This window comes from Pseudomonas sp. GW456-L13, assembly GCF_017350115.1.
In the GTDB taxonomy this organism is placed as follows: Bacteria; Pseudomonadota; Gammaproteobacteria; order Pseudomonadales; family Pseudomonadaceae; genus Aquipseudomonas; species Aquipseudomonas jessenii.
This window is the reverse complement of sequence record NZ_JACNAS010000001.1, coordinates 2,245,504-2,271,795: the sequence shown is the minus strand read 5'-3', so window position 1 is coordinate 2,271,795 and position 26,292 is coordinate 2,245,504. Positions and strand designations below refer to the sequence as shown.

Annotated in this window: 25 protein-coding genes; 15 read left to right on the top strand and 10 right to left on the bottom strand. The window is 59.9% G+C overall.

What is annotated here, in order from left to right:
- Positions 1 to 17: 17 nt before the first annotated feature.
- The 3 genes from J4D25_RS10300 (at position 18) to J4D25_RS10290 (ending at position 2,617) form a co-directional block, all read left to right on the top strand.
- Positions 18 to 776 (top strand): TauD/TfdA family dioxygenase, encoded by a 759-nt coding sequence (locus J4D25_RS10300; protein WP_057716348.1) that lies wholly within the window; start codon positions 18 to 20, stop codon positions 774 to 776.
- Positions 777 to 842: 66 nt separating this feature from the next.
- Positions 843 to 1,802, top strand: a complete 960-nt coding sequence (locus tag J4D25_RS10295; protein WP_057716347.1) for a diiron oxygenase — start codon at positions 843 to 845, stop codon at positions 1,800 to 1,802.
- Between the two features lie 14 nt (positions 1,803 to 1,816).
- Entirely contained in the window at positions 1,817 to 2,617 is an 801-nt protein-coding gene (locus J4D25_RS10290) for an N-acyl homoserine lactonase family protein (RefSeq protein WP_057716346.1), read from the top strand.
- A gap of 114 nt (positions 2,618 to 2,731) precedes the next feature.
- Here J4D25_RS10290 and J4D25_RS10285 read toward each other — a convergent pair whose 3' ends face one another.
- The 4 genes from J4D25_RS10285 to J4D25_RS10270 form a co-directional block, all read right to left on the bottom strand.
- Positions 2,732 to 4,162: a PLP-dependent aminotransferase family protein gene (locus J4D25_RS10285; RefSeq protein WP_057716345.1), complete on the bottom strand. Its 1,431-nt coding sequence runs from the start codon at positions 4,160 to 4,162 to the stop codon at positions 2,732 to 2,734.
- A 235-nt stretch (positions 4,163 to 4,397) separates the two neighbouring features.
- On the bottom strand, positions 4,398 to 5,102 hold the full coding sequence (locus J4D25_RS10280; RefSeq protein WP_057716344.1) for a hypothetical protein: 705 nt from the start codon (positions 5,100 to 5,102) through the stop codon (positions 4,398 to 4,400).
- Between the two features lie 323 nt (positions 5,103 to 5,425).
- Entirely contained in the window at positions 5,426 to 6,946 is a 1,521-nt protein-coding gene (locus tag J4D25_RS10275; protein WP_057716343.1) for a HAMP domain-containing sensor histidine kinase, read from the bottom strand.
- Positions 6,943 to 7,662 (bottom strand): response regulator transcription factor, encoded by a 720-nt coding sequence (locus tag J4D25_RS10270; protein WP_057716342.1) that lies wholly within the window; start codon positions 7,660 to 7,662, stop codon positions 6,943 to 6,945. The genes J4D25_RS10275 and J4D25_RS10270 overlap by 4 nt, the downstream gene beginning before the upstream one ends.
- Before the next feature lie 297 nt (positions 7,663 to 7,959).
- On the opposite strand from J4D25_RS10270, the gene msrB reads away from it, so the two are divergent.
- Genes msrB through msrA form a run of 3 tightly spaced genes read left to right on the top strand, consistent with a single transcriptional unit; the run spans position 7,960 to position 11,025 of the window.
- A complete protein-coding gene (gene msrB / locus J4D25_RS10265) occupies positions 7,960 to 8,478 on the top strand; it encodes a peptide-methionine (R)-S-oxide reductase MsrB (RefSeq protein ID WP_057716341.1) in 519 nt (172 codons plus the stop codon).
- A gap of 33 nt (positions 8,479 to 8,511) precedes the next feature.
- Positions 8,512 to 10,287, top strand: coding sequence for a cytochrome c biogenesis protein DipZ (locus J4D25_RS10260; RefSeq protein ID WP_057716340.1), 1,776 nt, complete (start codon positions 8,512 to 8,514; stop codon positions 10,285 to 10,287).
- A gap of 30 nt (positions 10,288 to 10,317) precedes the next feature.
- Complete coding sequence (gene msrA, locus J4D25_RS10255) at positions 10,318 to 11,025, top strand: peptide-methionine (S)-S-oxide reductase MsrA (protein WP_057716339.1); 708 nt, start codon at positions 10,318 to 10,320, stop codon at positions 11,023 to 11,025.
- A gap of 9 nt (positions 11,026 to 11,034) precedes the next feature.
- Here msrA and J4D25_RS10250 read toward each other — a convergent pair whose 3' ends face one another.
- The gene (locus J4D25_RS10250) at positions 11,035 to 11,952 is read right to left on the bottom strand and encodes a LysR family transcriptional regulator (protein ID WP_057716338.1); all 918 of its coding nucleotides are present in this window, start codon (positions 11,950 to 11,952) and stop codon (positions 11,035 to 11,037) included.
- 102 nt (positions 11,953 to 12,054) lie between these two features.
- On the opposite strand from J4D25_RS10250, the gene J4D25_RS10245 reads away from it, so the two are divergent.
- Positions 12,055 to 13,230, top strand: a complete 1,176-nt coding sequence (locus J4D25_RS10245) for an aspartate aminotransferase family protein (RefSeq protein WP_057716337.1) — start codon at positions 12,055 to 12,057, stop codon at positions 13,228 to 13,230.
- Positions 13,231 to 13,238: 8 nt separating this feature from the next.
- Here J4D25_RS10245 and J4D25_RS10240 read toward each other — a convergent pair whose 3' ends face one another.
- The 4 genes from J4D25_RS10240 to J4D25_RS10225 all read right to left on the bottom strand — a co-directional run bounded on the left by J4D25_RS10240 (position 13,239) and on the right by J4D25_RS10225 (position 15,623).
- Positions 13,239 to 13,493 (bottom strand): Txe/YoeB family addiction module toxin, encoded by a 255-nt coding sequence (locus J4D25_RS10240; RefSeq protein WP_057716336.1) that lies wholly within the window; start codon positions 13,491 to 13,493, stop codon positions 13,239 to 13,241.
- Positions 13,490 to 13,744, bottom strand: a complete 255-nt coding sequence (locus J4D25_RS10235; protein ID WP_057716335.1) for a type II toxin-antitoxin system prevent-host-death family antitoxin — start codon at positions 13,742 to 13,744, stop codon at positions 13,490 to 13,492. Before J4D25_RS10235 ends, J4D25_RS10240 begins: the two co-directional genes overlap by 4 nt.
- A gap of 208 nt (positions 13,745 to 13,952) precedes the next feature.
- Entirely contained in the window at positions 13,953 to 14,444 is a 492-nt protein-coding gene (locus tag J4D25_RS10230) for an adenylate kinase (RefSeq protein ID WP_057716334.1), read from the bottom strand.
- Between the two features lie 252 nt (positions 14,445 to 14,696).
- A complete protein-coding gene (locus J4D25_RS10225) occupies positions 14,697 to 15,623 on the bottom strand; it encodes a hypothetical protein (RefSeq protein ID WP_057716333.1) in 927 nt (308 codons plus the stop codon).
- A 467-nt stretch (positions 15,624 to 16,090) separates the two neighbouring features.
- Between J4D25_RS10225 and J4D25_RS10220 the strand changes: the two genes are divergently transcribed.
- A complete protein-coding gene (locus tag J4D25_RS10220) occupies positions 16,091 to 17,239 on the top strand; it encodes a hypothetical protein (protein ID WP_057716332.1) in 1,149 nt (382 codons plus the stop codon).
- Positions 17,240 to 17,448: 209 nt separating this feature from the next.
- On the opposite strand, the gene J4D25_RS10215 is transcribed toward J4D25_RS10220, so the two are convergent.
- Positions 17,449 to 19,371 carry an alkaline phosphatase D family protein gene (locus J4D25_RS10215; protein ID WP_057716331.1) on the bottom strand — a complete coding sequence of 641 codons (1,923 nt, stop codon included), beginning with the start codon at positions 19,369 to 19,371 and terminating at the stop codon, positions 17,449 to 17,451.
- A gap of 205 nt (positions 19,372 to 19,576) precedes the next feature.
- Between J4D25_RS10215 and J4D25_RS10210 the strand changes: the two genes are divergently transcribed.
- The 7 genes from J4D25_RS10210 to J4D25_RS10180 all read left to right on the top strand — a co-directional run bounded on the left by J4D25_RS10210 (position 19,577) and on the right by J4D25_RS10180 (position 26,000).
- Positions 19,577 to 20,557 (top strand): quinone oxidoreductase, encoded by a 981-nt coding sequence (locus J4D25_RS10210; protein WP_008050013.1) that lies wholly within the window; start codon positions 19,577 to 19,579, stop codon positions 20,555 to 20,557.
- Between the two features lie 13 nt (positions 20,558 to 20,570).
- Positions 20,571 to 21,419, top strand: a complete 849-nt coding sequence (locus tag J4D25_RS10205; RefSeq protein WP_057716330.1) for a TauD/TfdA family dioxygenase — start codon at positions 20,571 to 20,573, stop codon at positions 21,417 to 21,419.
- Positions 21,420 to 21,534: 115 nt separating this feature from the next.
- A complete protein-coding gene (locus J4D25_RS10200; protein ID WP_057716329.1) occupies positions 21,535 to 22,587 on the top strand; it encodes a 3-keto-5-aminohexanoate cleavage protein in 1,053 nt (350 codons plus the stop codon).
- A 92-nt stretch (positions 22,588 to 22,679) separates the two neighbouring features.
- Positions 22,680 to 24,011, top strand: coding sequence for an MFS transporter (locus tag J4D25_RS10195; protein WP_057716328.1), 1,332 nt, complete (start codon positions 22,680 to 22,682; stop codon positions 24,009 to 24,011).
- Entirely contained in the window at positions 24,008 to 24,670 is a 663-nt protein-coding gene (locus J4D25_RS10190) for a DsbA family oxidoreductase (RefSeq protein ID WP_057716327.1), read from the top strand. Before J4D25_RS10195 ends, J4D25_RS10190 begins: the two co-directional genes overlap by 4 nt.
- Positions 24,667 to 24,993: a Rieske 2Fe-2S domain-containing protein gene (locus J4D25_RS10185; protein WP_057716326.1), complete on the top strand. Its 327-nt coding sequence runs from the start codon at positions 24,667 to 24,669 to the stop codon at positions 24,991 to 24,993. Before J4D25_RS10190 ends, J4D25_RS10185 begins: the two co-directional genes overlap by 4 nt.
- Positions 24,990 to 26,000, top strand: coding sequence for a YeiH family protein (locus tag J4D25_RS10180; RefSeq protein WP_057716325.1), 1,011 nt, complete (start codon positions 24,990 to 24,992; stop codon positions 25,998 to 26,000). The genes J4D25_RS10185 and J4D25_RS10180 overlap by 4 nt, the downstream gene beginning before the upstream one ends.
- Positions 26,001 to 26,292 lie beyond the last annotated feature (292 nt).

Here is a 26,292-nt window from a genome sequence, read left to right as displayed (position 1 = left end):
CCGCCAGGAATCTCACCATGTCAGACCAAGGGATTGTTGCGTCTCAACCTTGCATTTCGCTCGGCCATCGTCACGAAGAACTGTCGACGTTGGGCTGGACGGTGCTGATCCCGGACGAATTTGCCGATGATGTCGTAGGCACCTTGCAGGAGTTCGGTCGGATCATTCCGCAGTTCAACGGCCAGACGGCCTTTGCCATTACCCGCAAGCCGGGTTACGAAGACTTGCCGTATTCCCAGAGCATGAACGGCATCGGCCCGCACACTGAAGCGCCGGTGTACGGGCCGCCGCCACGCTATCTGGCGTTGCATTGCCATAAACAGGCCAGGTGCGGTGGGGGGCACACCGGGTTGGTGGACGGCTACGAATTTCTCAAGTCCCTGGAGCGCAGTGAACCGGAACTGCGTGAGTGGCTGGATGACACGCCGGTAGAGTTTGTCGCCACCGCCAAACCGGGTGAACCGGGACAGCGGCGGGTCAAGGAGTACATCCTCACGCCTACGGAAGACGGGGATATTTTCCGCTTCAGCTACAACCAGTTTCACTACGGCGACGTGAACCCGTCCAAGGAAGCGTTGCAGCAATCACTGGTGACCAACAACACCTCGCCGCTGGCCAGGTTTGCCGTGCTCGGCGAAGCGTATTTCGTCGAGCACAACGTTCCGGTGCTGATTCCCGACGGATGCCTGCTGATTTGGGATAACTGGCGGATGATTCACGCCCGCAGTCGTTACACTGACCCGGCGCGCAACCTGACCCGCTATTGGCTGGCCTGATATTTCCGTCACCCTTCATACTTTTGGCGTACCCCTGGCGGGTACGCGCCTTACAGGTATCGCGTCATGCAAACAGCAATCGAGATCGCCCAGGTCGATCATCAACTGATCGTGCGGCTCAACCAGGCCTGGACCAAGCGCGCCACGGTGTGTTCGCCGGACAGGGGCCAGGTGGAAGAAGTTTTTGATCCCGCGCGGCCGGACTACCCGGAGTGCATGGTGCCGTTCTTCCATCATCCGAAATTCCAGGCCTTGAGCGACGAGCTCAAAAGCAGCGTGGTGACCTGGGGCTGGATCGGCTACAACCTGCGCACCGTCACCGCCGAAGAACACGTGGTCAACCCGGCACTCAGTGTCATCGCCAATCAGTACCTGGGCAAGGATGACTGGCATTTTCGCGAGGCCATGCAACAGACCCTGATCGACGAGCACTACCACACGCTGATGCACCTGCGCGCCATCGAACGGACCAAACTCGATCGGGCGCTGGACCAGGATCTGGACTTGCCACCCTCCGTCACTTACCTGCGTCTTAAAGCCCAGCGTGAAGCACTGCCAGAGCAATGGCAGCGGGATCTGGCGGCGATCACGTTTGCGGTGGTGGCCGAGATCAGCGTCAACGCCTATCTGGACTTGCTGGCAGATGACCAGACCATCCAGCCGCAGAACCGCCGGGTGGCCGAACTGCACAATCGCGACGAGTACGCCCACAGCAAGGTGCTGGCCGAAGTGGCGAAGGTCATGTACGCCAACATGCAGCCCACGCAACGGGAGTTTTTCGCACGCAACCTGTCAGTGGCGCTGAGTGCTTTTATCGCTCAGGACTACTCCATGTGGGAGGCGATTCTGACGCAGCTCGGGGTCGAGGAGGCGGCGCTGATCATTGCCGACACCCGCGAGAGCAACAGGAACGCGACCATCATGCGTGACTACAGTGGCCTGCATAAATTGGCCCATGACCTGGGCATCAGCGACCAGATCGATTTCGACTTTCGTCCGACCCTCAAAACCACGGCGGTCGCCTGAACCTGGAGGTGCTTATGTCCACGCCTGTGTACGAAGTGTTCGCCATCCGTGTCGGTGCAAACGCCCAGCGCACTGCCAGGGAGAATTTTCTCTACGACGCCTGTTGCGGTGATCCGAATGCGCCGATGCCGCTGGACTACTACTTCTGGGTCATCCGCAACGAACAGCAGGTGATCGTGGTCGACACCTGTTTTCAGCCGGCCACGGCGCACCGGCGCAATCGCCAGATGTATCGCCTGCCGGAAGAATCCCTGCGGCAACTGGACATCGATCCGGCCCGGGTCGAGCACCTGATCCTTACCCATTTGCATTGGGATCATGCCGGCAACCTCGGGTTGTTCCCCAAGGCGACCGTGCATTTGCAGGACGCGGAGTTGCGTTTCTGCACCGGGCCGAAAATGGTCCATCGCACGGTGAACAAAACCTACGAAGTCGAGGACGTGATGTCGGCGTTGCCGCCGCTGTTCGAAGGGCGGATGCGTTTGCACGACGGTGTTGTCGAGGTCGTTCCGGGCGTGACCCTGCATCCGGTAGGCGGACATACACCGGGCAGTCAGGTGGTGCGGGTAGCGACCGAGCGCGGCTGGATTGTGCTGGCCTCGGATGCGGCGCATTTGTGGGCCAACATTCGCGGGCGAAGTCCGTTTCCGATCCTCGATGACCTGGCGCAAACCCTTGAAGCCTTCACCGAGATCGACCGTCTGGCCGACAGCGAAGACCATGTCATCCCCGGCCACGACCCGCTGATCGCCGAGCGTTTTCCGCACTGGAATGACGACCCGCATATCATTTGCCTGCACCAGAATCCGCTCTGAAGATCACCTACAACCCTGTGGGAGCGAGCTTGCTCGCGAAGGCGTCAGTACATTCAAAATTGATGTGTCTGACACACCGCCATCGCGAGCAAGCTCGCTCCCACAGGGTCGCGGTCAACCCTGATTTTTCAGGATACGTCCCAACGTCTGCAGTGCCTCATCAACCCGCGGCGAATACGGCGCGCCACAGCCAATGCGCACAAAGTGATCGAAACGCCGGGCATTGGAAAAGATATCCCCAGGTGAAATCTGGATGCCGGCCTTCAACGCGTCGTGAAAAAACGTCATCGATGAATGCCGGCGAGGCAGTTCCACCCATAACAGCGTGCCGCCTTGCGGGTGGGTCACGCTGGTGCCGATGGGAAAATAACGGGTGATCGCTGCGCTCATCTGCTCGCGTTGTACGGTCAGGGTTTTCCTCAACCGCCGCAGGTAACGTTCGTAGGACGGTGTCTTCATGAACGCACTGGCCGCCAGTTGCGATAACGCCTCGCACCCGCGCGACTGCGTATGCTTGAGCATCTCCACGCGGTCGTGCCATTTGCCGGCGCTGATCCAGCCAAGGCGCATGCCCGGTGCCAGGGTTTTGTTCAGCGAGGCGCAATAGATCACGTTGTCGGTGCTATCCCAATGTTTGAGCGTGGACAGCGGCTGCTCGGTGTCCACCAGGTCGCCGTAGGTGTCGTCCTCGATCAGCACGGTGTCGTGCTCGGCGCACAGCTTCACCAGCCGTGCCTTGTTGGCGTCGGGCATGATGCTGCCCAACGGGTTTTGCAGGTTGGGGATGACGATCAGCGCCTTGACCCGTTCGGGGCCTTGCAGCAGCCGTTGCAGGGCCTGCAGATTCAGCCCGGTATGGGCCGAGGCCGGGACTTCCAGCACGCGCAGGTTCAGGCTTTCGAGAATTTGCAGCAGACCGTAGAAGGTCGGCGACTCCACGGCCACGGTGTCGCCGGGGCGGGTGACCGCACGCAAGGCCAGATTGATCGCCTCGGTGGCGCCGTTGGTGATCACGATCCGCTCGGAGGCCAGGTGGGTCTTGCTGGCCAGTGCCCGCCGGGCCAGGATGTTGCGCAATGCGCTGTTGCCGCAGGCGCCGCCCGCGGTGCCGAGCAGGCAGGCGTCGTAGCGCAGCGCCTTGATCATGTTGTCTTGCAAGGTCTTCAGTGGGTAAAGCTGCGGCGCGCAGTAGGCGCTGGCGAAATTGACCTTGATCGTCGCGCGCTGACTGGCCTTGAGCACCGCACAGACCTGTTCATGAATGCCGACATACGCGCGGGTATCCAGCGCTGGCGCCGAGGTCGTCGGGGCGGGCCTGGGCAGGGTGTCGGGCTGGCGAATGTAGTTGCCGGAGCGTGGCCGGGCTTCCAGCACGCCATAGTCCTCCAGCTCCCGGCACACCTGCACGGCGGTCGACAGGCTGACGGCGTGTTTTTCCATCATCAACCGAATCGAGGGCAGGCGTTCACCGGTTTTCAGGGTGCCGCTGCGGATAGCGTCCAGGTAGTGGTTGGCCAGCTGGCGATACAAGGGGGGCGTGTTCATGATGACCTCGGCAGTTGCACCACTGAGGTCTGGGCTGGAAAGTGAGTTGACGCTCCCCGCAGGCGGACCCGTGGTGCTCATGGGTGTAGGGAAGTGGTGTTCTGCGTCGATACTGGAAGAGTAATCGCGGTTTTGCCCGAATCACGGGCAATAAAAAGCCCCGCACTGATGGCGGGGCTCTTGAGTCGGTCGCTCAGGACCTTGTGGCGAGAGGGCTTGCCACAAACAACAGGTATTACTGCGCGGCGATGCTGTACCCGTCGAACGCGGTCTGCTGCTGCAGAGCGGTGATGATGTTCTTGCGGTTGACCGCTTGCTCGGCGCCGCTGTTGTCCAGGAACGTCTCGCTTTCCAGTTCCGCCTCTTCGCCTTCGCCAACGAAGGTGAGGCCGAGGAATTCCAGGGCTTCACGGTCGACGCTCAGGCGCGAGCGCGGGGTGCGCAGCGGCAGGGTGACGCTGATGCCGTCCTTGCTGATGGTGAATACTTCGACTTCTTTCTTCGCCTTGGCGGCTTTGCTCTTGCCGCCGCTCGGGTTGCTGATGGCCTGGTGGGTCTGGTTCAGCACCTTCAGGGCCAGGCCGTAGACGATTTCCTGGAACGCCGGATCGTCCTTGAAGCTGGACAGGATGCGGCTGATCGGGAATTTGCCGCTCAGGTCTTCGAGGGCTGCGATATCGGCAGCCTCGGCGTCCTTGAGCTGCTTGAGCTGGCCCATCAGTTCGTAGGCTTTATCGTCATCGAAGCTGTCGTGGGCCTGGCGGATCGCGGCGCGCAGTTCGCGGATCTGGTCGCTTTCGCGGGTGGACTGGAACGCGTCCAGCACCATCTCGCTGATGGTCTTGGCCTGAGGCACGTGTTGTGAAAGATTGATGGAGTTTTCGTATTCCGCTTTGGACGACAAGGTGACTACGGTTTCAGCGGTATTGGAATCGGACATTGAAATTTCACTACTTCTTTGAACTTGAATAGGGGCGAAAAAGCCCGGGGGCTTTTTCAGGCCGACTAATCTATTGGACCGGGACGGTGTTGTCACGGATCAACAGGCGGCCGGTCATGTTTTTGCTCCCCTGTAGGAGCGAGCCTGCTCGCGATGGACGTTAACGATAACGCGTTCATTCTGGATGAACGCGGTGCCCTTGAGACCATCGCGAGCAAGCTCGCTCCCACAGGGTTAGTGGGGGTACGCAAAATCTGTAAGCACCCGAAAAAACTGTGGGAGCGAGCTTGCTCGCGATGGGGCCTTGTCAGCACCAAAGTTTTTCAGGCCTGCCTCGGTGTATTGAGGTTCATCGACCGCACCGCCAACGCAGTCGCCGTTTCCTCATCGATCGGCAGTGAAAACCGGAACGTCGCACCCCGCCCCGGCACATCGATCAATTGAATCTCGCGCCCGTGCAATTGCAGGATGCGATGCACGATCCGCAACCCCAACCCGCCATCACGGCGTGCGCCGCCGATATTGAACGGCCGCAGGAACAACCCTTCGCGCAGTTCCGGGGCGATGCCGGGGCCGGTATCGCTGACCGTGACTTCGATGAATGAGCCTTGCGGGCGCAGGCCCAGTTCGACCTCGCCACCGGCCGGGGTATGGCGCAGGGCGTTGTCGAACAGGTTGGTCAGCACCCGCTCGATTAGCCCAAGGTCGGCGCAGGCCGCCGAGACGTTGGCGGCAAAAGTGGCCTTCAACTCGACTTGACGCGCTTCGGCGGTGAGTTCGAATTTCTGGAAGATGTCCTGGGCCAGGTCAGTCAGGGAAAAGCGTTCCAGCACCGGCTGTACGAAGCCATGTTCCAGCCGCACCAGTTCCAGCAGCGACTGCGCCAGACCACCCACCTTGCGGCTCTGGTCCAGCGCGATGCCCAGATAGCGACGGCGGTCGGCAGGGGACAGCGTGGCGTCCTTGAGCGACAGGGTTTCCAGATAACCGTGCAACGAGGCCAGCGGCGTGCGCAAGTCGTGGGAGATGTTCGCCACCAGTTCGCGGCGCTCCTGATCCTGGCGGGTCAACGAGCGCCATTGCTCGCCCAGGCGTGTCTGCATCTGTCGGAACGCCGCATCGAGTACGGCGATTTCATCGTGACTCGCGGCTTTTTCCACCGCGACGGGCAGGGCCGGTGTGACCGGCACCCCATCGATGTCGAACTGGCTGACGGTTTCGGTCAAGCGGCGTAACGGCCGGGTGATCAGGGCAAATGCGGTGAGACCGGCAATCAGGCACAGCAACGCCACCAGCCCGATGGACAACAGCGCGGTGTTGAGCGCTGCACTGGTCGCGCCGCGTTCGGCCAGGCGGTCGTGGTCTTCACCGAGCAACACCACGTAGAGATAACCGGCCGGCTTGCCGTCGACCTTCAGCGGCGCAGCACTGAACACCTTGCGCGCATCGACGCTGCGCGGGTCGTCGCCGAGAATCGGCAGGGCATCGCCCCGCAACAGGCGCTGGATCGGCGCCAGGTCGATCCGCTCACGACGGATCCGGCCTTCGGGCGCGGCGCTGCCGACAATCTTGCCCGCGGTGTCCAGCAGGTACACCTCGACACTCGGGTTGACCTGCATCAGCTTGCTGAACAGGTCACGCACGGCATTGGGCATCAGGCCCTGGGTGTCCATCAACACCGTGTCGCGGGCAATGTGCTGCGCCAGGTCCCGGGACAAGCCTTGCACCACTTCCTGCTCATGCATCTGGTTGGAGCGCACCTGCATCCACGCCGACGTGCCGCAGCACACCAGCAGCAGCACGGCGAACACCAGGGACAGGCGTTGCGTCAGGGTCAGCCTCATGGCTGTGGTTCCTCCCCGGTGGCGAATTTGTAGCCGCGCCCCCAGACCGTGAGGATGCGCACCGGTTGCGCCGGGTCGGCCTCGATCTTGGCGCGCAGTCGGTTGATGTGGGTGTTGACCGTGTGCTCGTAGCCTTCGTGGCTGTAGCCCCACACGGCATTGAGCAGATCCATGCGCGAAAACACCTTGCCGGGCTGGCGGGCGAAGAAATACAGCAAGTCGAACTCCCGGGGCGTGAGGTCCAGGCGTCGTCCATCGAGGGACACTTCGCGGGTGATCGGGTCGATGGCCAGGCCGTCGGTGAGCAGGCTGCCGGCGTCCATTTTCAGGTTGCGCGCCATGGCATCGACCCGGCGCAGCAACGCCTTGACCCGGGCCACCAGTTCAAGCATGGAAAAGGGCTTGGCCAGATAGTCGTCGGCACCCAGTTCGAGGCCGAGAATCCGGTGCACTTCGCTGGAGCGCGCGCTGGTGATGATGATCGGCGTGTAGCGGGCCATGGCGCGGGCGCGGCGGCAGATTTCCAGGCCGTCGACACCGGGCAGCATCAGGTCGAGGACCAGTGCGTCCCAGTTGCCTTGCTGCAGCAGGCGCATGCCTTCATTGCCATCGGCGCTGTGCACCACCTCGAACTGCTCGTCGCGAAGATGCAGGCAGATCAGGTCGGCGATATGCATATCGTCCTCGACCACCAGGACGCGTTTGGTCTGTTCCATACAGCTCAATCCTTCGGCGCATTGTGCGTAATGCCACTCGGTCAAGGTGCAAAAACTGTGGGAGCGAGCTTGCTCGCGATGGCGCAATGTCAGTCAACGACGATGCTGACTGTGCAATCGTCATCGCGAGCAAGCTCGCTCCCACAGGAAATGCATTGTTCAAAATTGGCATATGCATTGTGCGGGTTTTTCGGCGCCCGAGTTATCACGAATTGTTTAACTTCCCGTGAGGATTTGGCGATCACCCAAAGCCTAGGCTGTGTTCTATGAAACCCCCCTGGATTTTTGGAGACGAACATGTATTCACGACGGCAATTTCTTGTAGCGAGCGGCGGGCTGGGGGTGGCAGCCCTGGTGATCGACCTGTTGCCGAAGTTTTCCACAGGCTCGGCCTTGATCAGTGAAGCCAGCGCAGCGGAGGTATTCGAAGTGACCCACAGCGACAGCGAATGGCACGCTCTTCTGAGCGACGAGCAATACGAAATCCTTCGCGAAGAGGGCACCGAGCGAGCCTACAGCAGCCCGCTGAACAACGAGCACCGCGATGGCACGTTCGTCTGTGCCGGTTGCGAGCTGCCGCTGTTTTCCTCGGCGACCAAATTCGACAGCCGCACCGGTTGGCCAAGTTTCTGGGCACCGCTGGACAAGGCCGTGGCGACCCGCCAGGACCGTGCGTTCGGCATGGTCCGTGAAGAGGTTCATTGCCGGCGCTGTGGCGGGCATCTGGGGCATGTCTTCGACGACGGCCCGAAACCCACCGGTCTGCGTTACTGCATGAACGGCCTGGCGATGAAATTCGTGCCCATGACGGTGTGATTCCATTCCACTCACTTTTTGCAGGTAATCGCCATGTGGCTGCTGGTCCTCGCTTATCTCGGTGGTGTGCTGACGATTGTCAGCCCGTGCATTCTGCCGGTATTGCCGTTTGTCTTCGCCCGCACCGGGCAACCCTTCGTCAAAAGCGGGTTGCCGCTGCTGGTGGGCATGGCGCTGACCTTCGCGCTGGTCGCCACGTTGGCGGCGGTGGGCGGCGGCTGGGTGGTGCAACTCAATCAGTACGGGCGCTGGCTGGCGCTGGTGTTCGTGGCGTTGTTCGGTCTGACGCTGTTGCTGCCGCAACTGGCCGAGCGTCTGACCCGGCCACTGGTGGCGGCGGGCAGTCGTTTGTCGGAGGCGGCGGGCGCCGATGCACGGCCACGTCCCGGTGCTTCGCTCCTGATCGGCGTGGCCACCGGCCTGCTGTGGGCGCCGTGCGCCGGGCCGATCCTGGGCCTGCTGCTGACCGGTGCGGCGCTGCAAGGCGCCAGTATTCAAACCACCTTTTTGCTGCTGGCGTACGCCGCCGGTGCCGCCACTTCCCTCGCGCTGGCTTTGTTGCTGGGCGGCAAAGTCTTCACCGCGATGAAGCGTTCGATTGGCGCGGGCGAATGGCTGCGTCGCGGACTTGGCGCGGCGATGCTGGCCGGTGTGGCAGCGATTGCCCTGGGTCTGGATACGGGGATTCTGGCGCGGTTTTCCACGGCGTCGACCAGTGGTATCGAGCAAGCGCTGGTGGAGAAACTGTCCGGCAAGTTACCGCGTAACAGCGGGGCGATGATGGCGCAAAACTCGACCTCCGCCGGCGCGGTGCAAGTGGCTGACAAAACCCCGGGCACCTTGCCGGTCGAAGGCAACCTGCCGTCACTGGAGGGCGCCGTGCAATGGCTCAACTCGCCACCCCTCGATGCCCAGGCCTTGAAAGGCAAGGTCGTGCTGGTGGATTTCTGGACCTACTCCTGCATCAACTGCCTGCGCTCGCTGCCCTATGTGAAAGCCTGGGCCGAGAAGTATCGCGATCAGGGCCTGGTGGTGATCGGCGTGCATGCGCCGGAGTTTGCCTTCGAACGCGACGTCAGCAACGTCACCAAGGCCATGAAAGACCTGGGCATCAACTACCCGGTGGCCATCGATAACGAGTTCAAGATCTGGCGCGCCTTCAACAACGAGTACTGGCCGGCGCATTACTTTGCCGACGCCCAGGGACGCATTCGTTATCACCATTTCGGCGAAGGCGCGTACGCCGAATCGGAGCGGGTCATCCAGCAATTGCTGCGCGAGGCGGGGGCGGCCAAGGTCGCCGACGGGCTGATCAGTGCCAAGGCCGATGGCGTGCAAATGGCCCCGGACAAGGACGCCGTGCAGTCGCCGGAAACCTATGTCGGCTACCAGCGCGCTGAGCATTTCGTGCCCGAAACCGCGCTGGTGCCGGACAAGGTCGCGGCCTACAACCCGCCGGCGCAACTGGCCCTCAACGACTGGAGCCTGGGCGGCCAGTGGCATGTCGGCCCGGAGCGGGCCACCGCCAGCGCCCCGGCCAGCCGCATCGTCTATCGCTTCCACGCCCGTGATTTGCATTTGGTGCTCGGCCCTGGTGCCGATGGCAAACCGGTGCGTTTCAAGGTGCTGATCGACGGCAAGGCCCCCGGCGATGCCCATGGCATGGACGTGGCACCCGATGGCAGCGGCACCGTGACGGACCAGCGTTTGTATCAACTGGTACGCCAGAGCGGCGGCGTGACCGACCGGACCTTCAGTATCGAGTTTCTTGATCCGGGTGCGTCGGCGTACGCCTTCACCTTCGGCTGATCACTGTTCAACGACTCAGGAGTTCGCCCCATGAAAACCCTCTTCACCTGGCGCCGTACCCTGCTGGGGCTGGCGGCTGCCGGCATCATCAGCCAATGCTCGGCCTTCACTTTCGGCGGTGCCGAAAAGGCGGTCATCCTTCCACCGCCGGCCCTTGATGAAATCACCCAGGCCCGCAGCGAAACCGCGGTGTTCGCCGGCGGCTGCTTCTGGGGCGTCCAAGGGGTGTTCCAGCATGTCAAAGGCGTGAAGAACGCTGTCTCCGGCTACGCGGGCGGGGCGGCCAATACCGCGCAATACGAGCGCGTCAGCAACGGCAATACCGGCCATGCGGAGTCGGTCGAAGTCACGTTCGATCCAGCCCAGGTCAGTTACGGCACCTTGCTGCAGATCTACTTTTCCGTGGCGCACAACCCGACCGAACTCAACCGCCAGGGCCCGGACAGCGGCACCCAGTACCGCTCGGCGATCTTTACCAAAAACGCTGAGCAGCAGCGGGTCGCACAGGCCTACATCACCCAGCTCGACGCCGCGCAAGTCTTCGACAAACCGATCGTGACCAAGCTTGAAACCTTCAACGGTTTCTACCCGGCGGAGGAGGAGCATCAGGATTTCCTGACCGAGCATCCGACCTATCCATACATCGTGATCAACGATTTGCCAAAAGTGGCGCAGTTGAAGCAGCTGTACCCGGATCGTTATCAGGAACAGCCGGTGCTGGTGAAGGCGGGGATGTAAATGCATGGCCTATTCGGCCGACGGGTGTTTGCCCCACCTCTGTACGGCGAATTCAACGAAACGGCGCAACTTCGGCAAACGGTGGCGATCCTGGGCATAGACCAAGTGCATCGGCCGGCTGGGCGGACAGTAATCGGGCATCAGGGCCAACAGCTTTCCATCCTTGAGGTCCTGCTCGACCAAGGCGTCGGGCATCATCACGATGCCCATGCCGGTGCGCGCCGCTTGATGCAGTCCGGCGGAACTGTTGATCAGCATCGGCCCGCCGACCCCCACGCTGACTTCGCCATCGGGACCGGCCAGGCGCCATTCCTTTTGCACCGATTGCCAGTCATCTCCGGCCGGATAGGCAAAGGACAGGCAGTCGTGATGGCGCAGGTCTTCAGGTGTTTGCGGAGTGCCGCGACGGGCCAGGTAGTCCGGTGACGCGCACATGGTCAGGGTGTAGTCGATCAGCGGGCGGGCGATCAGGTTGGAAGGCTCCAGTGCCCCGAGGCGAAACGCTACATCGAGGCCGTTTTCCAGCAGATCCGGGCGTCGGTTGGTCAGCACCACGTCGAGTTTCACCCGCGGGTTTTGCCGGCTGAACTCACTCAATGCCGGGGCCAGGCGCTCGGTCCCGAAGGTCAGGGGCGCGGTGATGCGCAAGGTGCCGCTCGGTTCGTCCAGAGCCTGCTCGGCCAGTCGCTCGGAATCGGCCAACAACCCCAGCACTTCCAGGCAGCGCTGGTAATACGCGGCGCCGAACTCGGTCAGCCGCTGGCGCCGCGTCGTGCGGTTGAGCAGACGCACACCCAGCCGTTGTTCCAGGGCCTTGAGGTGATTGCCGACCATGGTCGTGGACATTTCACACTGCAAGGCGGCGGCGGTCATGCTGCCGGTCTCCACCACTTTCACGTAGACGGTCATTGCCTGGAATAAATCCATTATCAAGCTCTGCTTTTAAATGATTGAAGTTTTACAGTGTTTATCCAGCTCTGGTGGCTAACCATACTGCAAAAACACCGACCCTTGCTGGAGCTTGATGTCATGACCGCCGCCTGCCTGATGAGCACTTACCAACCCCTGGCCTTGAGTTTCAACAAGGGCCTGGGCACTCGCCTATGGGATCAGGCCGGTCGCGAATACCTGGATGCGGTCGCCGGTGTGGCGGTGACCAACGTCGGCCACTCCCATCCGAAAATCGTTGCCGCCATTACCGAGCAGGCCGGGTTGCTGCTGCACACCTCGAACCTCTACAGCATCGACTGGCAGCAACGGCTGGCGCAGAAACTGACGCAGCTGGCGGGCATGGACCGGGCGTTTTTCAACAACTCCGGGGCCGAAGCCAACGAAACCGCACTGAAAATCGCCCGGCTGCATGGATGGCACAAGGGTATCGAGCAGCCGCTGGTAGTGGTCATGGAGAATGCGTTCCATGGCCGCACCCTCGGCACCTTGTCTGCCAGCGATGGCCCGGCGGTGCGCCTGGGTTTCAACAAGCTGCCGGGAGACTTCGTCAAAGTGCCGTTCGGCGACCTCGGCGCGCTGGACAAGGTGCAACAGGCCTTTGGCTCGCGGATCGTGGCGGTGCTGATGGAGCCGATCCAGGGCGAAAGCGGCGTGCAACTGGCGCCGCCGGGTTATCTCAGCGCCGTGCGCGAACTGTGCAACCGGCGTTCGTGGCTGTTGATGCTCGATGAAATCCAGACCGGTATCGGCCGCACCGGCCAGTGGTTCGCGTTCCAGCACGAAGGCATCGTCCCGGACGTCATGACCTTGGCCAAAGGCCTGGGCAACGGCGTGCCCATCGGCGCTTGCCTGGCCCGTGGCAAGGCGGCCGAACTTTTCACGCCGGGCAGCCACGGCAGCACGTTCGGCGGTAATCCGCTGGCCTGTCGAGTCGGATGCACCGTGCTGGATATCGTCGAAGAACAAGGGCTGCTGGAAAACGCCCGGCTTCAGGGGGCGCGCCTGCTCGAAAGATTGCGCACAGAACTGGCGGGCAACCCGAACGTCTCGCAAATACGCGGCCAGGGCCTGATGATCGGCATCGAACTCAAGCAACCGATCCGCGACCTGAGCCTGATCGCCGCCCGGGATCATGGCTTGTTGATCAATGTCACGCGGGGCAACACCATTCGCCTGCTGCCGCCGCTGACCCTTGATGAGCGGGAGGTGGAGATGATTGTCAGAGGGGTGGGTCGGGTAGTGAACGCTGGCTGAGGTTCTGCTCAGTAATGGTATCTGCACATCACGACGTGTATTTCTCCGTCTTCAATGGCGTAGACCAGACGATGCTCAGCCGTAATCCGGCGTGACCAGAACCCGCTCAAGTTATGCTTGAGCGGTTCGGGTTTTCCAAGGCCGTCGAAAGGCTCACGTTGGATAGCTTTGATCAACAGGTTGATACGTTTGAGCCCTGCCTTATCGTTCTGCTGGAACCAGAGATAATCGTCCCAGGCTTCAGGGGTGAACTCGATATTCATTCTTCAATCAGTTGCCTGGCTTTGGTTTTGCCGGCTCGCAGGTTACCGATTGATTTGATCAAGCGTTCAGCATTGGCTGGGGAACGGAGCAGATAGGCGGTCTCTTCGAGAGCGTTGTATTCGGCCAATGACATCATCACTACCGGCTCGCCTTTCTGACGAGTTACCAGTAGCGGGGCGCGATCTTCATTCACCCGGTCCATGGTTTGCGCCAGATGTGCCCGAGCGTTGGTGTAGTTGATGGTTTCCATGTGTTTGTCCTCGCTTGATGCAGAGAACGTACAGAAATGAGTACATGTTAGCAAGGCGATACCTACGAGTGGTTGTTACGTAGAAAGTGCATCCACATTTGTATCAAGTATCGCCGAATGTTCTTCAGGACGTTTCCGAGACAGGTGTAATCCCATTCTGAGCTACATGCCATCCATCAGGTTTGTGTCAGACCACAGCTCCGGATACTTACGAGTGACGAGCTAGTGCGGTGATTTCCTCCCGGTCTTCCAGCCGGATTTTCGCACCGCAAAACCCCTCGAACAGTTGCTGATGCGCCGCAAACCCACTGGACCCCAGCCGCTGGCGATAACTGCCCGCCCACTCCAGCAAGGCGATAAGCAACAGGTCCTGTTCATCGCGCCCGCCCTCGCGTTGTCGAATGTTGGCCACGCATTCCTCGTCCCCTACACTCAGCCAGATCAGCGCAGTCGCTCGTGGCAGGATTTCACTGACGATCCAGCCGTAACCCCCTTCGATCACCCAGCGCTCTTCATCGGCAGCGATCCGCGCCATTCCCAGCGCTTCATTTCGGGGGCGGGGGATGCTGTGTTCGTCGGACAGCCAGTGAATCCGGTCAAGATCGGTCCAGGGCACACGCAGTTGCTCGGCCAGCCGCTGCGCCAGCCAGCTCTTGCCCGAGCCGGAGTTGCCGATGATCAAGGTTCGGGTGAGGTTCATGAGAGACACCGATCAATTGTGGGTGTGAACCTGCTCGCGAAAGCGGTGCTTCAGTCAGCATTGATGCTGGATGTGCTGGTCTTATCGCGGGCAAGCCTGCAGGTACACCAGAATCTGCCGGCCTGTGCGCCTTGAGGTCCATCGGTAACTTGCCGTGCGTCACTGCTCATCATTTCTGTAAGCCCTTTTATAGTGTCAGTTTTTAGACATCGCTGTGATGTGGGTGGTTGTAGTGAGGGCGATTAGGTTGGCTCAGTTGTGAGTTGGGCTTACCTTTACTGCTGGGCTCAGGAAATCTATGTGATAGCCAGAGGAACCGTCCCCAATTGCTATATGAACGCCATTAATTCCTTCGTTTAATTGAGAGTTGATTTTGTAGTCAATGCTACTTGCGATTGTTTCGTTTACTCCAATAGCAAACTCAGTCAGCTTGAGACCTCTAGGTCCTGCTGCAAGATCCAATAGTTTTATGTGTTCATTGCCATTTATTTTCAGTGAGGTGATTGTGTTTTCTTCAATGGTCAATAGTGCGCCTTCTTCAGATATGCGATCACTCAACCATTTTAAAGAAGTATTTAAGCCTTCTGGTAAAGCTGGGTTGGGTCTTCTAAGAACTGTAAGTATTCCGGATATTTTTAATGTTCCGTGAAAGGAAAACGGACTCGGCTCTTGTGGCTTCATGTGAGCATAATGGACTTCAAAAAACTCCGCCACGGACTGAATGAAATCGTTTTCTATATCCTCGTTAATCAAAGCATAAGGCTGAGCGTGAGGGGCTATCGTTATTTGCGCGTCAGCGTCATTTCCGGTCAAGAAAAATGAGTTGTGTGAATTGAGCATGTTCAGTACACGTCTTTGTGTGCTTAGCGCTTGTTGAAAGTCGCTTATCAATAACAGATTCAAACTATAAAGTGCTGCTTTTAAAGTAGGCTCGAATACTTGTGTTGCACAAAAGATGCTTTTTTTGTGTTTGGTATTTTTCGCAGTTTCAAATGTCTTTTTCGCTGCATCATTAGTGAATGAAAAGATGATGCTGTTTTTGGGGAGTCTGTCGATGTCAGAAATGTTGAGTGTCTTGAATCCTAAATTAGAGCACTCTTGGAGGAACTCCTCAAAGTCCGCAATTATGGAAGGCTCTTCTTGATCAAAGAGCGTTGTTATCATCGTTCTGGATAACATTGGAACCTCCTTTTTTGTCGGTGGGCGGCAAGAGTGATCTTGACGCCCATTTTCATCATTTACTCTTCAGTATGAGCCCAAGCTAACGGCGCCCAGCCAAAATTTTCCGGGCCGGAAGTTATGCGGGTGAGCTTTTCTTTAACGACATTTTTCTTTTTCATTTGATCGTCATTTTTTTCATTTTGTTGGTTTTGTGCTCCCTGGTGGTCCTGAGGGGGCGAAATAATTAATACAGGTTTTTTTGATGTATTAAATAGGTTGCTTGAGGTTTTTTTAGAACTAATGATGCTTGTGAAGTGTCTTGTAAGAGGCTCTTTGTTATTTGTGTAAGTAGTGGCTGTAGTCCTCTTCTGAAAATTTAGTTTTTCACCGAATTTGGTTGTGATGGACGATCTGAAATCGTTAGGTTGGTCTATGGGGCTCTTTTTACGGGGGGCTACATTCAATTGTTAATAAGGGGTTGTTTAGTGCAGGAATCAAAGAAATATCTGACGGATACGTCCGTACACCAAGCCTTGTTACTGGCTGATCTAACAGAACCCGCTGCACCCGATCACGCCATTCGATTATTACTCAAGGAGGTCCTTCAAGGATTAACGGATAAAGGCTGGCCACAAGCGCAAGTGCAGACGGGGCCGAGAATTGTCTCCGCTGAAGAAAACTACGGATTGCTCGGTTATGACCCAGCAGAAATCACTCTCGGAAGTGCACACACCCGCTGGGTCGATGAGTGTTCGTTGCTGCGAACGCAAACCACCAGTCAAATTCCAGCAGCGCTTCAGCGAGCTGCCCAGCTACGGCAACCGGGGCAGTCAATATTATTGGCCGCGCCTGGTATCACTTTTCGTCGCGACAGCCGGGATCGTTGGCATTGTGCGGAACCCCATCAGATGGATATCTGGGTGCTCGGTGATCCTGATTTGTCGACGCATGAGCATTTACTTTGCTTGGTCGGCGATATCCTCAAATCTGCCGTGCCAGATATGCCTTGGATCTACAGTGATAGTCCGCATCACTACACTGAGGGCGGGATCGAAGTAAACCTGTTGAATGACGGCGTCCCGGTAGAGGTTCTGGAGTGCGGTCGAATTGCCAAATCATTATTGGAGCGACTGAAGATCGATCCTTTGCGTCATGGAGGACTGGCGCTGGGAATGGGATTGGATCGCTTGACCATGCTGCGCAAAGGCATCCCGGATATTCGTTTGCTACGTGATCAGAACGAACGAGTACAGGCACAGATGCATGATCTGAATCTGTGGAGCGCCGTCTCTCGGTTGCCTTCGATTACTCGAGATATTTCGTTAGCGGTAACGCCGGGGCTGAGCGAGGAGGTGTTGACTGAAAGGATGTTGCAGGCAGCTGGCGATTGTTCAGATTGGATCGAGGAAATGCAGATCAAAGGGCGCTGGGCGTTCACAGAACTGCCTCTGCAGGCCATTGATCGCCTCGGATTGCTGCCGGGGCAGGAGAATGTGCTACTACGTGTTGTACTGCGTGATTGTTCGCGATCAATCACCACTGCTGAGGCGAATGCCTTGTATTCGAAAATTCAGGTGGCACTCCATGAAGGTACGCCGGGGGCGGGTTACAGAATGGATTCTCCCAATATTTAACTGGCCTCTTCGCGAGCAGGCCCACAGGATCTGGAAATAGCACAAGAAGTGTATACGCCAGAAATCCAGTGTGTGCGAGCCTGCTCGCGAAGGCGGTATGACAGTCACAATTGTAGAGTCTGACAGACAGCATTCGTCGGTACGCCGCCCGGAGCAGGTCAGATCGCCGCACCGTCGCTTCCACAGTTTTTTGTGGTGTCTTCTCTGCCTCAATCATCGCTTGCCGGCGCAATCATCCGGGTCTTCGGTGAGCCGTTCGAATTGTGCTGATAGATGGTCTGCGGCTGTCCCAGGTCATTGAAATACACCTGGCCGATCCCCGCCGAGTTCCATAGCCGCTCACCCGCTTCGGCGTGTTCGGGCACGTGGGGCACGATGCGCATGCGTCGACGCTTGGTCAGCCAGTTCAACGGTGAGCGTGGCGAGTACAGCCAGCGGTTGAGGCGGTCGAACCACTCGAGCAGGCTGGGCGGGAATTCATTCTTGATGCCGCTGCTGGTGATCTGCCAGATGCGCGGTCCGGCCTTGCGGTGGCGGATCAGCACTTCGTAGACGAAGGAATAGTGCACATCCCCCGACAACACCACGTAGTTACCCGGGGTGCGCGAGTGGCGGAAAATGTTCAGGATCACCTGGGCCGCGCCGCGATGGGCCATCCAGTTTTCCGCGTCCACCAGCAGTGGATAACCGCACCAGCTGAATACCCGCTGCACGGTTTCGATCAGTTTGACGCCGAAGATCGGTGCCGGCGAAACGATGATCGCGCTCGGGTGGTCCAGCAGTTCCTGTTGCAGTTCGCTGAGGGCTTCCCAGTCGAGCAAACCGGAAGGCTGCTTGAGGTTCATCTCGCTGCGCCAGCGCCGGGTGCGGGTGTCGATCACCACCATGGCCGGGGTGGTCGGCAGCACGTAATGCCAGTGCTGAAACTTCAGCAGATCACTGATCAAGTCATCCTGAACCGTGCTGTCGAGGTGAAGGTCGCGTGCACTGTCGCTCAAGGCTCCGGACTTTTCCAGCAGGGTAGTGAACGCATCCGGGTTGTTGCCCCAGCCCTGGCACAACATGTACGCCAGCAGCGCGTTGCCGATGATGCGCCGGGAGAACGGATGGCCGTAGGCCGTTTCCTCCCATTGCGCGGAAAGGTTCCAGTCATCGGTGATGTCGTGGTCGTCGAAAATCATCAGCGTCGGCAGATGCGCCAGTGCCCGCGCGACGTCGCCAAGGCCTGCCTTGAAGGCATCGATGCGCGTCTGCTCAAGGGCGTAGCGCTTGAGCCTTTGCGGCGTCAGCGTCGGTGCCTGGGGCGCGATCAGGGTCCAGGGCACTGGCGACCAGACCAACAAGTACATGGCCATGACTTCGGCGAAGGTCACCAGGTGATTGTCGGCGCTGCTGCTGGTGAAAATCGGCTTGCGCGCGCCACCGAAAAATCGCTCGCGCAGGGTTTCATTGCTTTGCAGTGCCGGCAGCAGATCCGCGCGGTGGTAGTAACTGGCCGGATGCTCGTAGAGCCTGGCGCTGTCGCTGACCACCGCGCCTTCGAGGTGCTCCCCGAACAGGCCCAGACGCTCGATCAAGGCGTGAATCGCCCGCAACATCGGCCCCGCGACATCGTCGGCGTAGACCTGATCGCCAGTCATCATCAGCAGTGCCGGGCGGTCCTTTGCCGCGTGTTCCTGGGCCAGCAACCGGTCGACGCACAGCAAGCCGTCTGTCGCCGGGTGATGAGGTTTGCGGCAAGAACCGTGCAGCAACTGATCGACCCGTGCGCGCAGGACGAAGTTCGGGCAATGGGCATCGCCATACAGCAGGTGCGGTGCCCAGTCGGCGATGCCTTTTTCTGTGCCATCGATCAGCAGGTCATAGTCGATCGATTCATCCCGGGGCAGGGCGCAATCGAGTTGCACATCGATCAAGTGCACAAAGGCATGAGCCCCCACCGCAATCACTGTGCATTGCCCGGTATCGAGTCGGATATTGCCGACGCCCTGCAAGCGCAAGGTCAGCGCCAGCGCCCGGGAACCCACCAGCCACAGCACCAGCCGCATGGGCTCAAGACGCCGCAACAGCGGGCCGGCCAAGACCGGCGGCAGGGCTGGGTGATCGTTGGACAGTGGCAGTGCTTCGGACATCCGGGGTCAAGGCTCTTGGGGAATCGAGGCGGGCGATGATAGCGCAGGTGACGACGGGACCGGCTAGAACGATCCCGTTTCTGCCTGTCACCAAATGAAAAGCCATTGTCGTCTGATGAGAAGCGTCTCAAAGGGCCTCGTCCTACAGTCCAATCAGCGCAATTCGATGCAACACGCCCATATTGCAGATTGGAGAATAAGAAAAATGGCCAAAGCCGTACGCTTCTACGAAACCGGTGGTCCCGAAGTTCTACGTTATGAGGACGTCGAAGTCGGCGAACCCGGTCCCGGCCAGGTTCGCCTTCGTCATGTGGCGGTTGGCCTGAACTATGCCGACACCTATTTCCGTAACGGTACCTACCCGATTCCGATGCCCAACGGCATGGGCGTCGAGGCCTCTGGCGTAGTCCAGGCCGTTGGTGAAGGGGTCACCAACGTCGAGGTCGGTGATCGCGTCACCTATACCGGGTTCCTCAACACCCTCGGCGCTTACAGCACCGAGCGCCTGATCCCGGCCGCGCCGCTGATCAAGCTGCCGGAAACCATCAGCTTCGAGACCGCTGCCGCGATGACCATGCGTGGCCTGACGTCCTCGTACCTGATGCGCCGCATCTACGACTTCAAACCGGGCGACAGCATTCTGTTGCATGCCGCCGCTGGCGGTGTCGGTCTGATCGTTTCGCAGTGGGCCAAGTTGCTGGGCCTGAACGTGATCGGCACGGTTTCGACCGAGCAAAAAGCGGAAATCGCCCGGGCTCACGGTTGTGACCATACGATCAATTACAGCCATGAAGACGTCGCCGCTCGCGTTCGCGAACTGACCGATGGCGTGGGCGTCAACGTGGTGTTCGACAGCGTTGGCAAAAACACCTTCATGGGTTCGCTGGATTCGTTGAAACCCCGTGGCCTGATGGTCTGCGTGGGTACCGCGTCCGGCCCGATCCCGGCGTTCGACCCGGTGATGCTGGCGATGAAAGGTTCGCTGTACCTGACCCGTCCTGCCCTGGCCAACTACATCAGCGACCCTGCGGAAAAAGCCGCCCTGGCCGGCGAGTTGTTCGACCATGTCGGCAGCGGCCGGATCAAGATCGAGATCAACCAGCACTACGCCCTGCAGGACGCCGTGCAGGCTCATCGCGACCTTGAATCGCGCAAGACTACCGGCTCATCGATTTTCGTCGTTTAAGGAGCGGCCAGCCATGAAAGTCGAACAATTGACCTGCAGCATTGGCGCCGAACTAATCGGCGTCAACCTGGCCGACGCGGTGCATGACGATGGTCTGTTTGCCGAGATTCGTGCCCAGTTGCTCAAGCACCGCGTGGTGTTCCTGCGTGATCAGGACATCACCCGCGCCGAGCACGTGGCCTTCGCCCGGCGCTTCGGCGAGCTGGAGGATCATCCGGTGGCCGGCAGTGATCCGGAGCATCCGGGGCTGGTGCAGATCTACAAGAATCCTGACCAGCCGATGGACCGCTATGAAAACGCCTGGCACACCGACGCCACCTGGCGCGAAGCACCGCCGATGGGCTGCGTGCTGCGTTGCGTGGAATGCCCGCCAGTGGGTGGCGACACCATGTGGGCCAACATGGTCCAGGCCTATGCGAACTTGCCGGAAGACGTAAAGGTCAAGATCGCCGACCTGCGTGCCCGCCACAGCATCGAAGCGAGCTTCGGTGCCGCCATGCCGATTGAAAAACGCCTGGCGCTCAAGGCGATGTACCCGGACGCCGAACACCCGGTGGTGCGCACCCATCCGGAAACCGGCGAGAAGGTGCTGTTCGTCAACGCTTTCACCACCCACTTCAGCAACTACCACACCCCTGAGCGGGTGCGCTTCGGCCAGGACGCCAACCCCGGCGCCGGCGAGTTGCTGCGTTACCTGATCAGCCAGGCGTACATCCCTGAGTATCAGGTGCGCTGGCGCTGGAAGCCCAACAGCATCGCCATCTGGGACAACCGCAGTACCCAGCATTACGCCGTCATGGATTACCCGCCGTGCCATCGCAAGATGGAGCGTGCCGGGATTATCGGCGACAAGACGTTCTGATCGAACGCCACCTGCATCCGCACTCGCAGCATTCGCACTCGTAAACACGTCTGCCCGGCACGACCCCGGGTGGGCGGAACAATCATAAGAACTGGCATAAGAACTGGAGTTAACCATGCAATTCTTCGACGATTCCCTGCACCCCGAAAACATGGAAAAGGTAGTCATTACCGTGGCCCCGTACGGCCCGGAGTGGATGCCGGAAGACTTCCCGGAAGACATCCCGTTGACCATGGATGAGCAAGTCCAGAAAGCGGTCGAATGCTATGAAGCCGGCGCCACCGTGCTGCACCTGCATGTGCGCGAACTGGACGGCAAGGGCTCCAAGCGCCTGTCGAAGTTCAACGAGCTGATCGCCGGTGTGCGTGAAGCCGTGCCAGACATGATCATCCAGGTTGGCGGCTCGATTTCCTTCGCTCCGGAAAGCGATGGCGAAGCGGCCAAGTGGCTGTCCGACGACACTCGCCACATGCTGGCCGAGCTGACGCCGAAACCGGATCAGGTCACGGTTGCGATCAACACCACGCAAATGAACATCATGGAGCTGTTGTATCCGGAGTACCTGAAGGGCACCTCCCTGGACAACCCGTTGATCCACGCCGCCTACAGCGAAATGACCGTACCGGCAGGTCCGGCCTGGGTGGCCGAGCACCTCAAGCGCCTGATGGACAACGGCATCCAGCCACACTTCCAGTTGACCGGCATGCACGCCATGGAAACCCTCGAGCGCCTGGTGCGCAGGGGCATCTACAAGGGCCCGCTGAACCTGACCTGGATCGGCATCGGCGGCGGTTTCGACGGCCCGAACCCGTTCAACTTCTTCAACTTCATCCACCGCGCGCCGGACGGTTGCACCCTGACCTCCGAATCGCTGCTCAAGAACGTCATGCCGTTCAACACCATGTCGATGGCCATGGGCATGCACCCGCGCGTGGGCAATGAAGACACTATCATTGATCACAAGGGCGATCGTTTCGGCTCGGTTGCACAGATCCAGCAAACCGTGCGCATTGCCCATGAACTGGGCCGTGAAATCGCCACCGGCAAAGAAGCCCGCGAGATCTACCGCATCGGCGTGCAGTACGAAACCATCGAAGAAACCCTGTTGGCCAACGGCATGGCCCCCAACCGCAAGGCTGGGCAGAAAGGTGTACCGCAACGCGGTTGACCTAGGGTCGGGGCGAGAGGCCGTGACCTCTCGTCCGCCTGACCGTTACACGCTTGATAAGAAAAATAAAACAAAGCTCTTGAGGAGGCTGCATGGCCTTTCACCCAATAGCCGCTGACGATGACGACTCCTGCGGAGTCGGCGTTGCGCGCCAATATGCCTGGATCGTCTTTGCCCTGACGTTCGGTCTGTTGATTTCCGATTACATGTCGCGTCAGGTACTGAACGCGGTATTCCCTCTGCTCAAGACTGAGTGGGCGTTGAGCGACGGACAACTGGGTCTGCTTAGCGGCATCGTTGCCCTGATGGTCGGCCTGCTGACATTTCCCCTGTCGTTGATGGCCGACCGCTTCGGTCGGGTCAAGAGCCTGGCGCTGATGGCTTTCCTGTGGAGCGTGGCGACCCTGGGTTGCGCACTGGCTCAGGACTACCAGCAGATGTTCATTGCGCGGTTCATGGTCGGCGTCGGCGAAGCCGCCTACGGCAGCGTGGGCATCGCGGTGGTGATTTCGGTGTTCCCCAAACACATGCGGGCCACCCTGGCCAGTGCCTTCATGGCTGGCGGCATGTTCGGTTCGGTGTTGGGCATGGCTTTGGGCGGTGCGATTGCCGCCAAGCTGGGCTGGCGCTGGTCGTTCGCCGGCATGTCGCTGTTTGGCCTGGTGCTGGCGATGCTCTATCCGCTCATCGTCAAGGAAGCGCGCATAGCGCCACGACGTGCCGCGCAGATTGCGAACAAGACGGCTGCCGCGGTCAAGCGTCCGCTGCGCACGCTGTGGTCCAGCCGTTCGGTGGTGTCGACCTACATCGCCAGCGGCTTGCAGTTGTTCGTCGGTGGTACGGTGATGGTGTGGATTCCCAGCTACCTCAACCGCTACTACGACATGCCTACCGACAAGGCCGGTGGCATGGCGGCAGTCATCGTGTTGTGCAGCGGTGCGGGGATGATCCTGTGCGGCATGCTCAGCGATCGCCTGTGTCGGAACTCGCCGGAGCGCAAGGTCAGCCTGGCCATTGGTTTTTGCCTGGGCAGTTGCCTGTTGCTGTCGGCAGCGTTCGCATTGTCGGCAGGGCCTGTGCAACTGGCGCTGATCTGTCTGGGCATGGCGATTGCCACCGGCACCACCGGCCCCGCCGGTGCGATGGTTGCCAACCTGACCCATTACTCCGTCCACGGTACGGCGTTCGCCACGCTGACCCTGGCCAATAACCTGCTGGGGCTGGCACCCGGGCCGTTCCTGACTGGCCGTGTGTCCGACCTCATCGGCCTGCATGCCGCTTTTCAATTAGTGCCACTGGTCAGCCTCGCGGCGGCAGCGGTGTTCTTCTATGCCAAGTGTCATTACCAAAAAGATATCGCCCGGCTTGAGGGTCAGAGCGTGCCTGAGCCCGTCAGTGCAGCCGGGATAGAGGTGAAGTTGTGAGTCGTCGTTTACGTATTGATGTGTTTTTCGATTTTATCTGCCCTTGGTGCCTGATCGGCAAACGCCAACTGGAGCATGCGCAGGTGCAGTTTCGCAGTCGTCACCCGGATGTGCAGATCACCACGGTGTGGCATGGCGTGCAGTTGCTGCCCCAGATACCGGTAGAAGGTGAACCTTTCGCCGATTTCTACCGCAAGCGCCTGGGCAATGCCGACGCAATGACCATGCGCCAGAATCAGGTACAGCAGGCTGCCGGGGCGGTTGGACTGGCCATCGACCTCAGCCGTATCGAGACGATGCCCAACACCGCGGACGCCCATCGTTTGTTCGAGCGTGCCAGCGCACTGGGCAATGCCAGTCAGCGTGAAATGTTGCTCGAGCGACTGTTCGCCGCTTATTTCCTGAGGCGCGAAAACCTCGGTTGCCGTGAGACCTTGCTTGCCATTGCCCGCTCCTGCGGCGTCGCTCCGGACGGGGTGCTCGATTGCCTGAAGGGCGATGCCACGCCGTTTGAAGGATCCCCCGAGGCGACCAGTGGCGTGCCGAGCTTCAAGTTCGACAACCGCATGACGGTGATCGGCGCACAACCTGCTCAGGCGCTGCTCGCGGCCATGACCGAAGCCCTCAAGGAAAGTGATCGCGAGCGGCAGCCAGCATGACCCGACGCATTCCCGTGCCAGCCGGCAAACACCCGCAGGCTGGAGGCCGGGCGCTGTTCGAGTTCGAAGACAAAAGCCTGGCGCTGTTCAACGTCGACGGGCAGTTGTTTGCCATTGACGACAGCTGCCCGCACCAGGGCTCTTCCCTATGCGGAGGGCGTCTTGAAGGCCGGGTGATTCAATGCCTCGCCCATGGTTTGCGCTTCGATTTGCACAGCGGCTACCTGCTCAACTCCAGGCAGGTCAAAGTCACCAACTACCCGGTCGAGATCATCGACGGCCAGGCGTTTATCGTCATCGCATCCGAGGAGTCCGCGCCATGAGCGCCATTGCTCTTACCCGTATCCACACTCGCACGCGCGAACTGGCACCTGGGTTAATCGTCAGTCTGATTGTCGCGGCCGCCGCGTCGTTCTTGTCCGAGCACTACGGTGCGCCGGTCATGCTGTTTGCCTTGCTGTTGGGCATGGCCCTGAATTTTCTCGCCGATGACGGCCCCTGCAAGGCCGGTATCGAGTTCACCGCCCGCACCGTGCTGCGCATCGGCGTGGCGCTGCTGGGCATGCGCATCACCCTGGAGCAAATGGCCGCGCTGGGCTGGAAGCCGATTGCACTGGTGGTGATCCTGGTGGTGGTGACCATCAGCGTGTCTGTGATCGCCGCCAAGGCCCTGGGCTTCCAGCGCCTGTTCGGCATGCTCACCGGCGGCGCGACGGCCATCTGTGGCGCTTCGGCGGCCTTGGCGCTGGCAGCGGCGCTACCGAACCATCCGCAGAAAGAGCGGGCAACCCTGTTCACCGTCATCGGCGTTTCGGCGTTGTCGACTCTGGCGATGATTGTCTATCCGATGATCGCCAACTGGCTGCAGTTGTCGCCGCAGGTGGCGGGTGTGTTCCTCGGCGCCACGATCCACGACGTGGCCCAGGTGGTCGGCGCCGGCTACAGCATGTCGACCGAGACCGGCGACACGGCCACGGTGGTCAAGCTGATGCGCGTTGCGATGCTGCTGCCGGTGATCGTCACTGCGGCGATGATCACCCGCATGCAAGGCGCCGATCCGACCGGCAAGCGCCCGCCGCTGTTGCCGTGGTTCGCCGTCGGCTTTCTGATTCTGGCCTGCATCAACAGCACCGGATGGATAGCGCCTGCGGTGCAAGGATCGGTCAACGAACTGTCGCGCTGGTGCCTGGTGATTTCCATCAGTGCCCTGGGCATGAAGACCCGCTTGCGCGAACTGGCAGCGGTCGGGATCAAGCCGATTCTGCTGATGGTGGGGGAGACGGTGTTCCTGGTCGTGCTGGTGCTGTTGTTGCTGCGCTGGGGGCTCTGAACATCGGCCAGGATTAAAACCTGTAGGAGCGAGCCTGCTCGCGAAAAACCCAAGAGCACCGCGGGGCATCTGGTTTTACGCGTAATCGTTCACGACCATCGCGAGCGAGCTCGCTCCTACAGGATGTGCGTAGATCCCTGTAGGAGCGAGCCTGCTCGCGAAAAAACCAAGAGCACCGCGGGGCATCTGGTATTACGCGTAATCGTTCACGACCATCGCGAGCAGGCTCGCTCCTACAAGGATTGCAGCTCCAATCGCGCGCTTTCGGCGACTGTACCAGCAGTCGCCGTTT

Bases quoted from the DNA above. Each gene is read 5' to 3' on its own strand.
- J4D25_RS10300 (WP_057716348.1), top strand. From the start codon at position 18: ATGTCAGACCAAGGGATTGTTGCGTCTCAACCTTGCATTTCGCTCGGC.
- J4D25_RS10295 (WP_057716347.1), top strand. From the start codon at position 843: ATGCAAACAGCAATCGAGATCGCCCAGGTCGATCATCAACTGATCGTG.
- J4D25_RS10290 (WP_057716346.1), top strand. From the start codon at position 1,817: ATGTCCACGCCTGTGTACGAAGTGTTCGCCATCCGTGTCGGTGCAAAC.
- J4D25_RS10285 (WP_057716345.1), bottom strand. From the start codon at position 4,162: ATGAACACGCCCCCCTTGTATCGCCAGCTGGCCAACCACTACCTGGAC.
- J4D25_RS10280 (WP_057716344.1), bottom strand. From the start codon at position 5,102: ATGTCCGATTCCAATACCGCTGAAACCGTAGTCACCTTGTCGTCCAAA.
- J4D25_RS10275 (WP_057716343.1), bottom strand. From the start codon at position 6,946: ATGAGGCTGACCCTGACGCAACGCCTGTCCCTGGTGTTCGCCGTGCTG.
- J4D25_RS10270 (WP_057716342.1), bottom strand. From the start codon at position 7,662: ATGGAACAGACCAAACGCGTCCTGGTGGTCGAGGACGATATGCATATC.
- msrB (WP_057716341.1), top strand. From the start codon at position 7,960: ATGTATTCACGACGGCAATTTCTTGTAGCGAGCGGCGGGCTGGGGGTG.
- J4D25_RS10260 (WP_057716340.1), top strand. From the start codon at position 8,512: ATGTGGCTGCTGGTCCTCGCTTATCTCGGTGGTGTGCTGACGATTGTC.
- msrA (WP_057716339.1), top strand. From the start codon at position 10,318: ATGAAAACCCTCTTCACCTGGCGCCGTACCCTGCTGGGGCTGGCGGCT.
- J4D25_RS10250 (WP_057716338.1), bottom strand. From the start codon at position 11,952: ATGGATTTATTCCAGGCAATGACCGTCTACGTGAAAGTGGTGGAGACC.
- J4D25_RS10245 (WP_057716337.1), top strand. From the start codon at position 12,055: ATGACCGCCGCCTGCCTGATGAGCACTTACCAACCCCTGGCCTTGAGT.
- J4D25_RS10240 (WP_057716336.1), bottom strand. From the start codon at position 13,493: ATGAATATCGAGTTCACCCCTGAAGCCTGGGACGATTATCTCTGGTTC.
- J4D25_RS10235 (WP_057716335.1), bottom strand. From the start codon at position 13,744: ATGGAAACCATCAACTACACCAACGCTCGGGCACATCTGGCGCAAACC.
- J4D25_RS10230 (WP_057716334.1), bottom strand. From the start codon at position 14,444: ATGAACCTCACCCGAACCTTGATCATCGGCAACTCCGGCTCGGGCAAG.
- J4D25_RS10225 (WP_057716333.1), bottom strand. From the start codon at position 15,623: ATGTTATCCAGAACGATGATAACAACGCTCTTTGATCAAGAAGAGCCT.
- J4D25_RS10215 (WP_057716331.1), bottom strand. From the start codon at position 19,371: ATGTCCGAAGCACTGCCACTGTCCAACGATCACCCAGCCCTGCCGCCG.
- J4D25_RS10210 (WP_008050013.1), top strand. From the start codon at position 19,577: ATGGCCAAAGCCGTACGCTTCTACGAAACCGGTGGTCCCGAAGTTCTA.
- J4D25_RS10205 (WP_057716330.1), top strand. From the start codon at position 20,571: ATGAAAGTCGAACAATTGACCTGCAGCATTGGCGCCGAACTAATCGGC.
- J4D25_RS10200 (WP_057716329.1), top strand. From the start codon at position 21,535: ATGCAATTCTTCGACGATTCCCTGCACCCCGAAAACATGGAAAAGGTA.
- J4D25_RS10195 (WP_057716328.1), top strand. From the start codon at position 22,680: ATGGCCTTTCACCCAATAGCCGCTGACGATGACGACTCCTGCGGAGTC.
- J4D25_RS10185 (WP_057716326.1), top strand. From the start codon at position 24,667: ATGACCCGACGCATTCCCGTGCCAGCCGGCAAACACCCGCAGGCTGGA.
- J4D25_RS10180 (WP_057716325.1), top strand. From the start codon at position 24,990: ATGAGCGCCATTGCTCTTACCCGTATCCACACTCGCACGCGCGAACTG.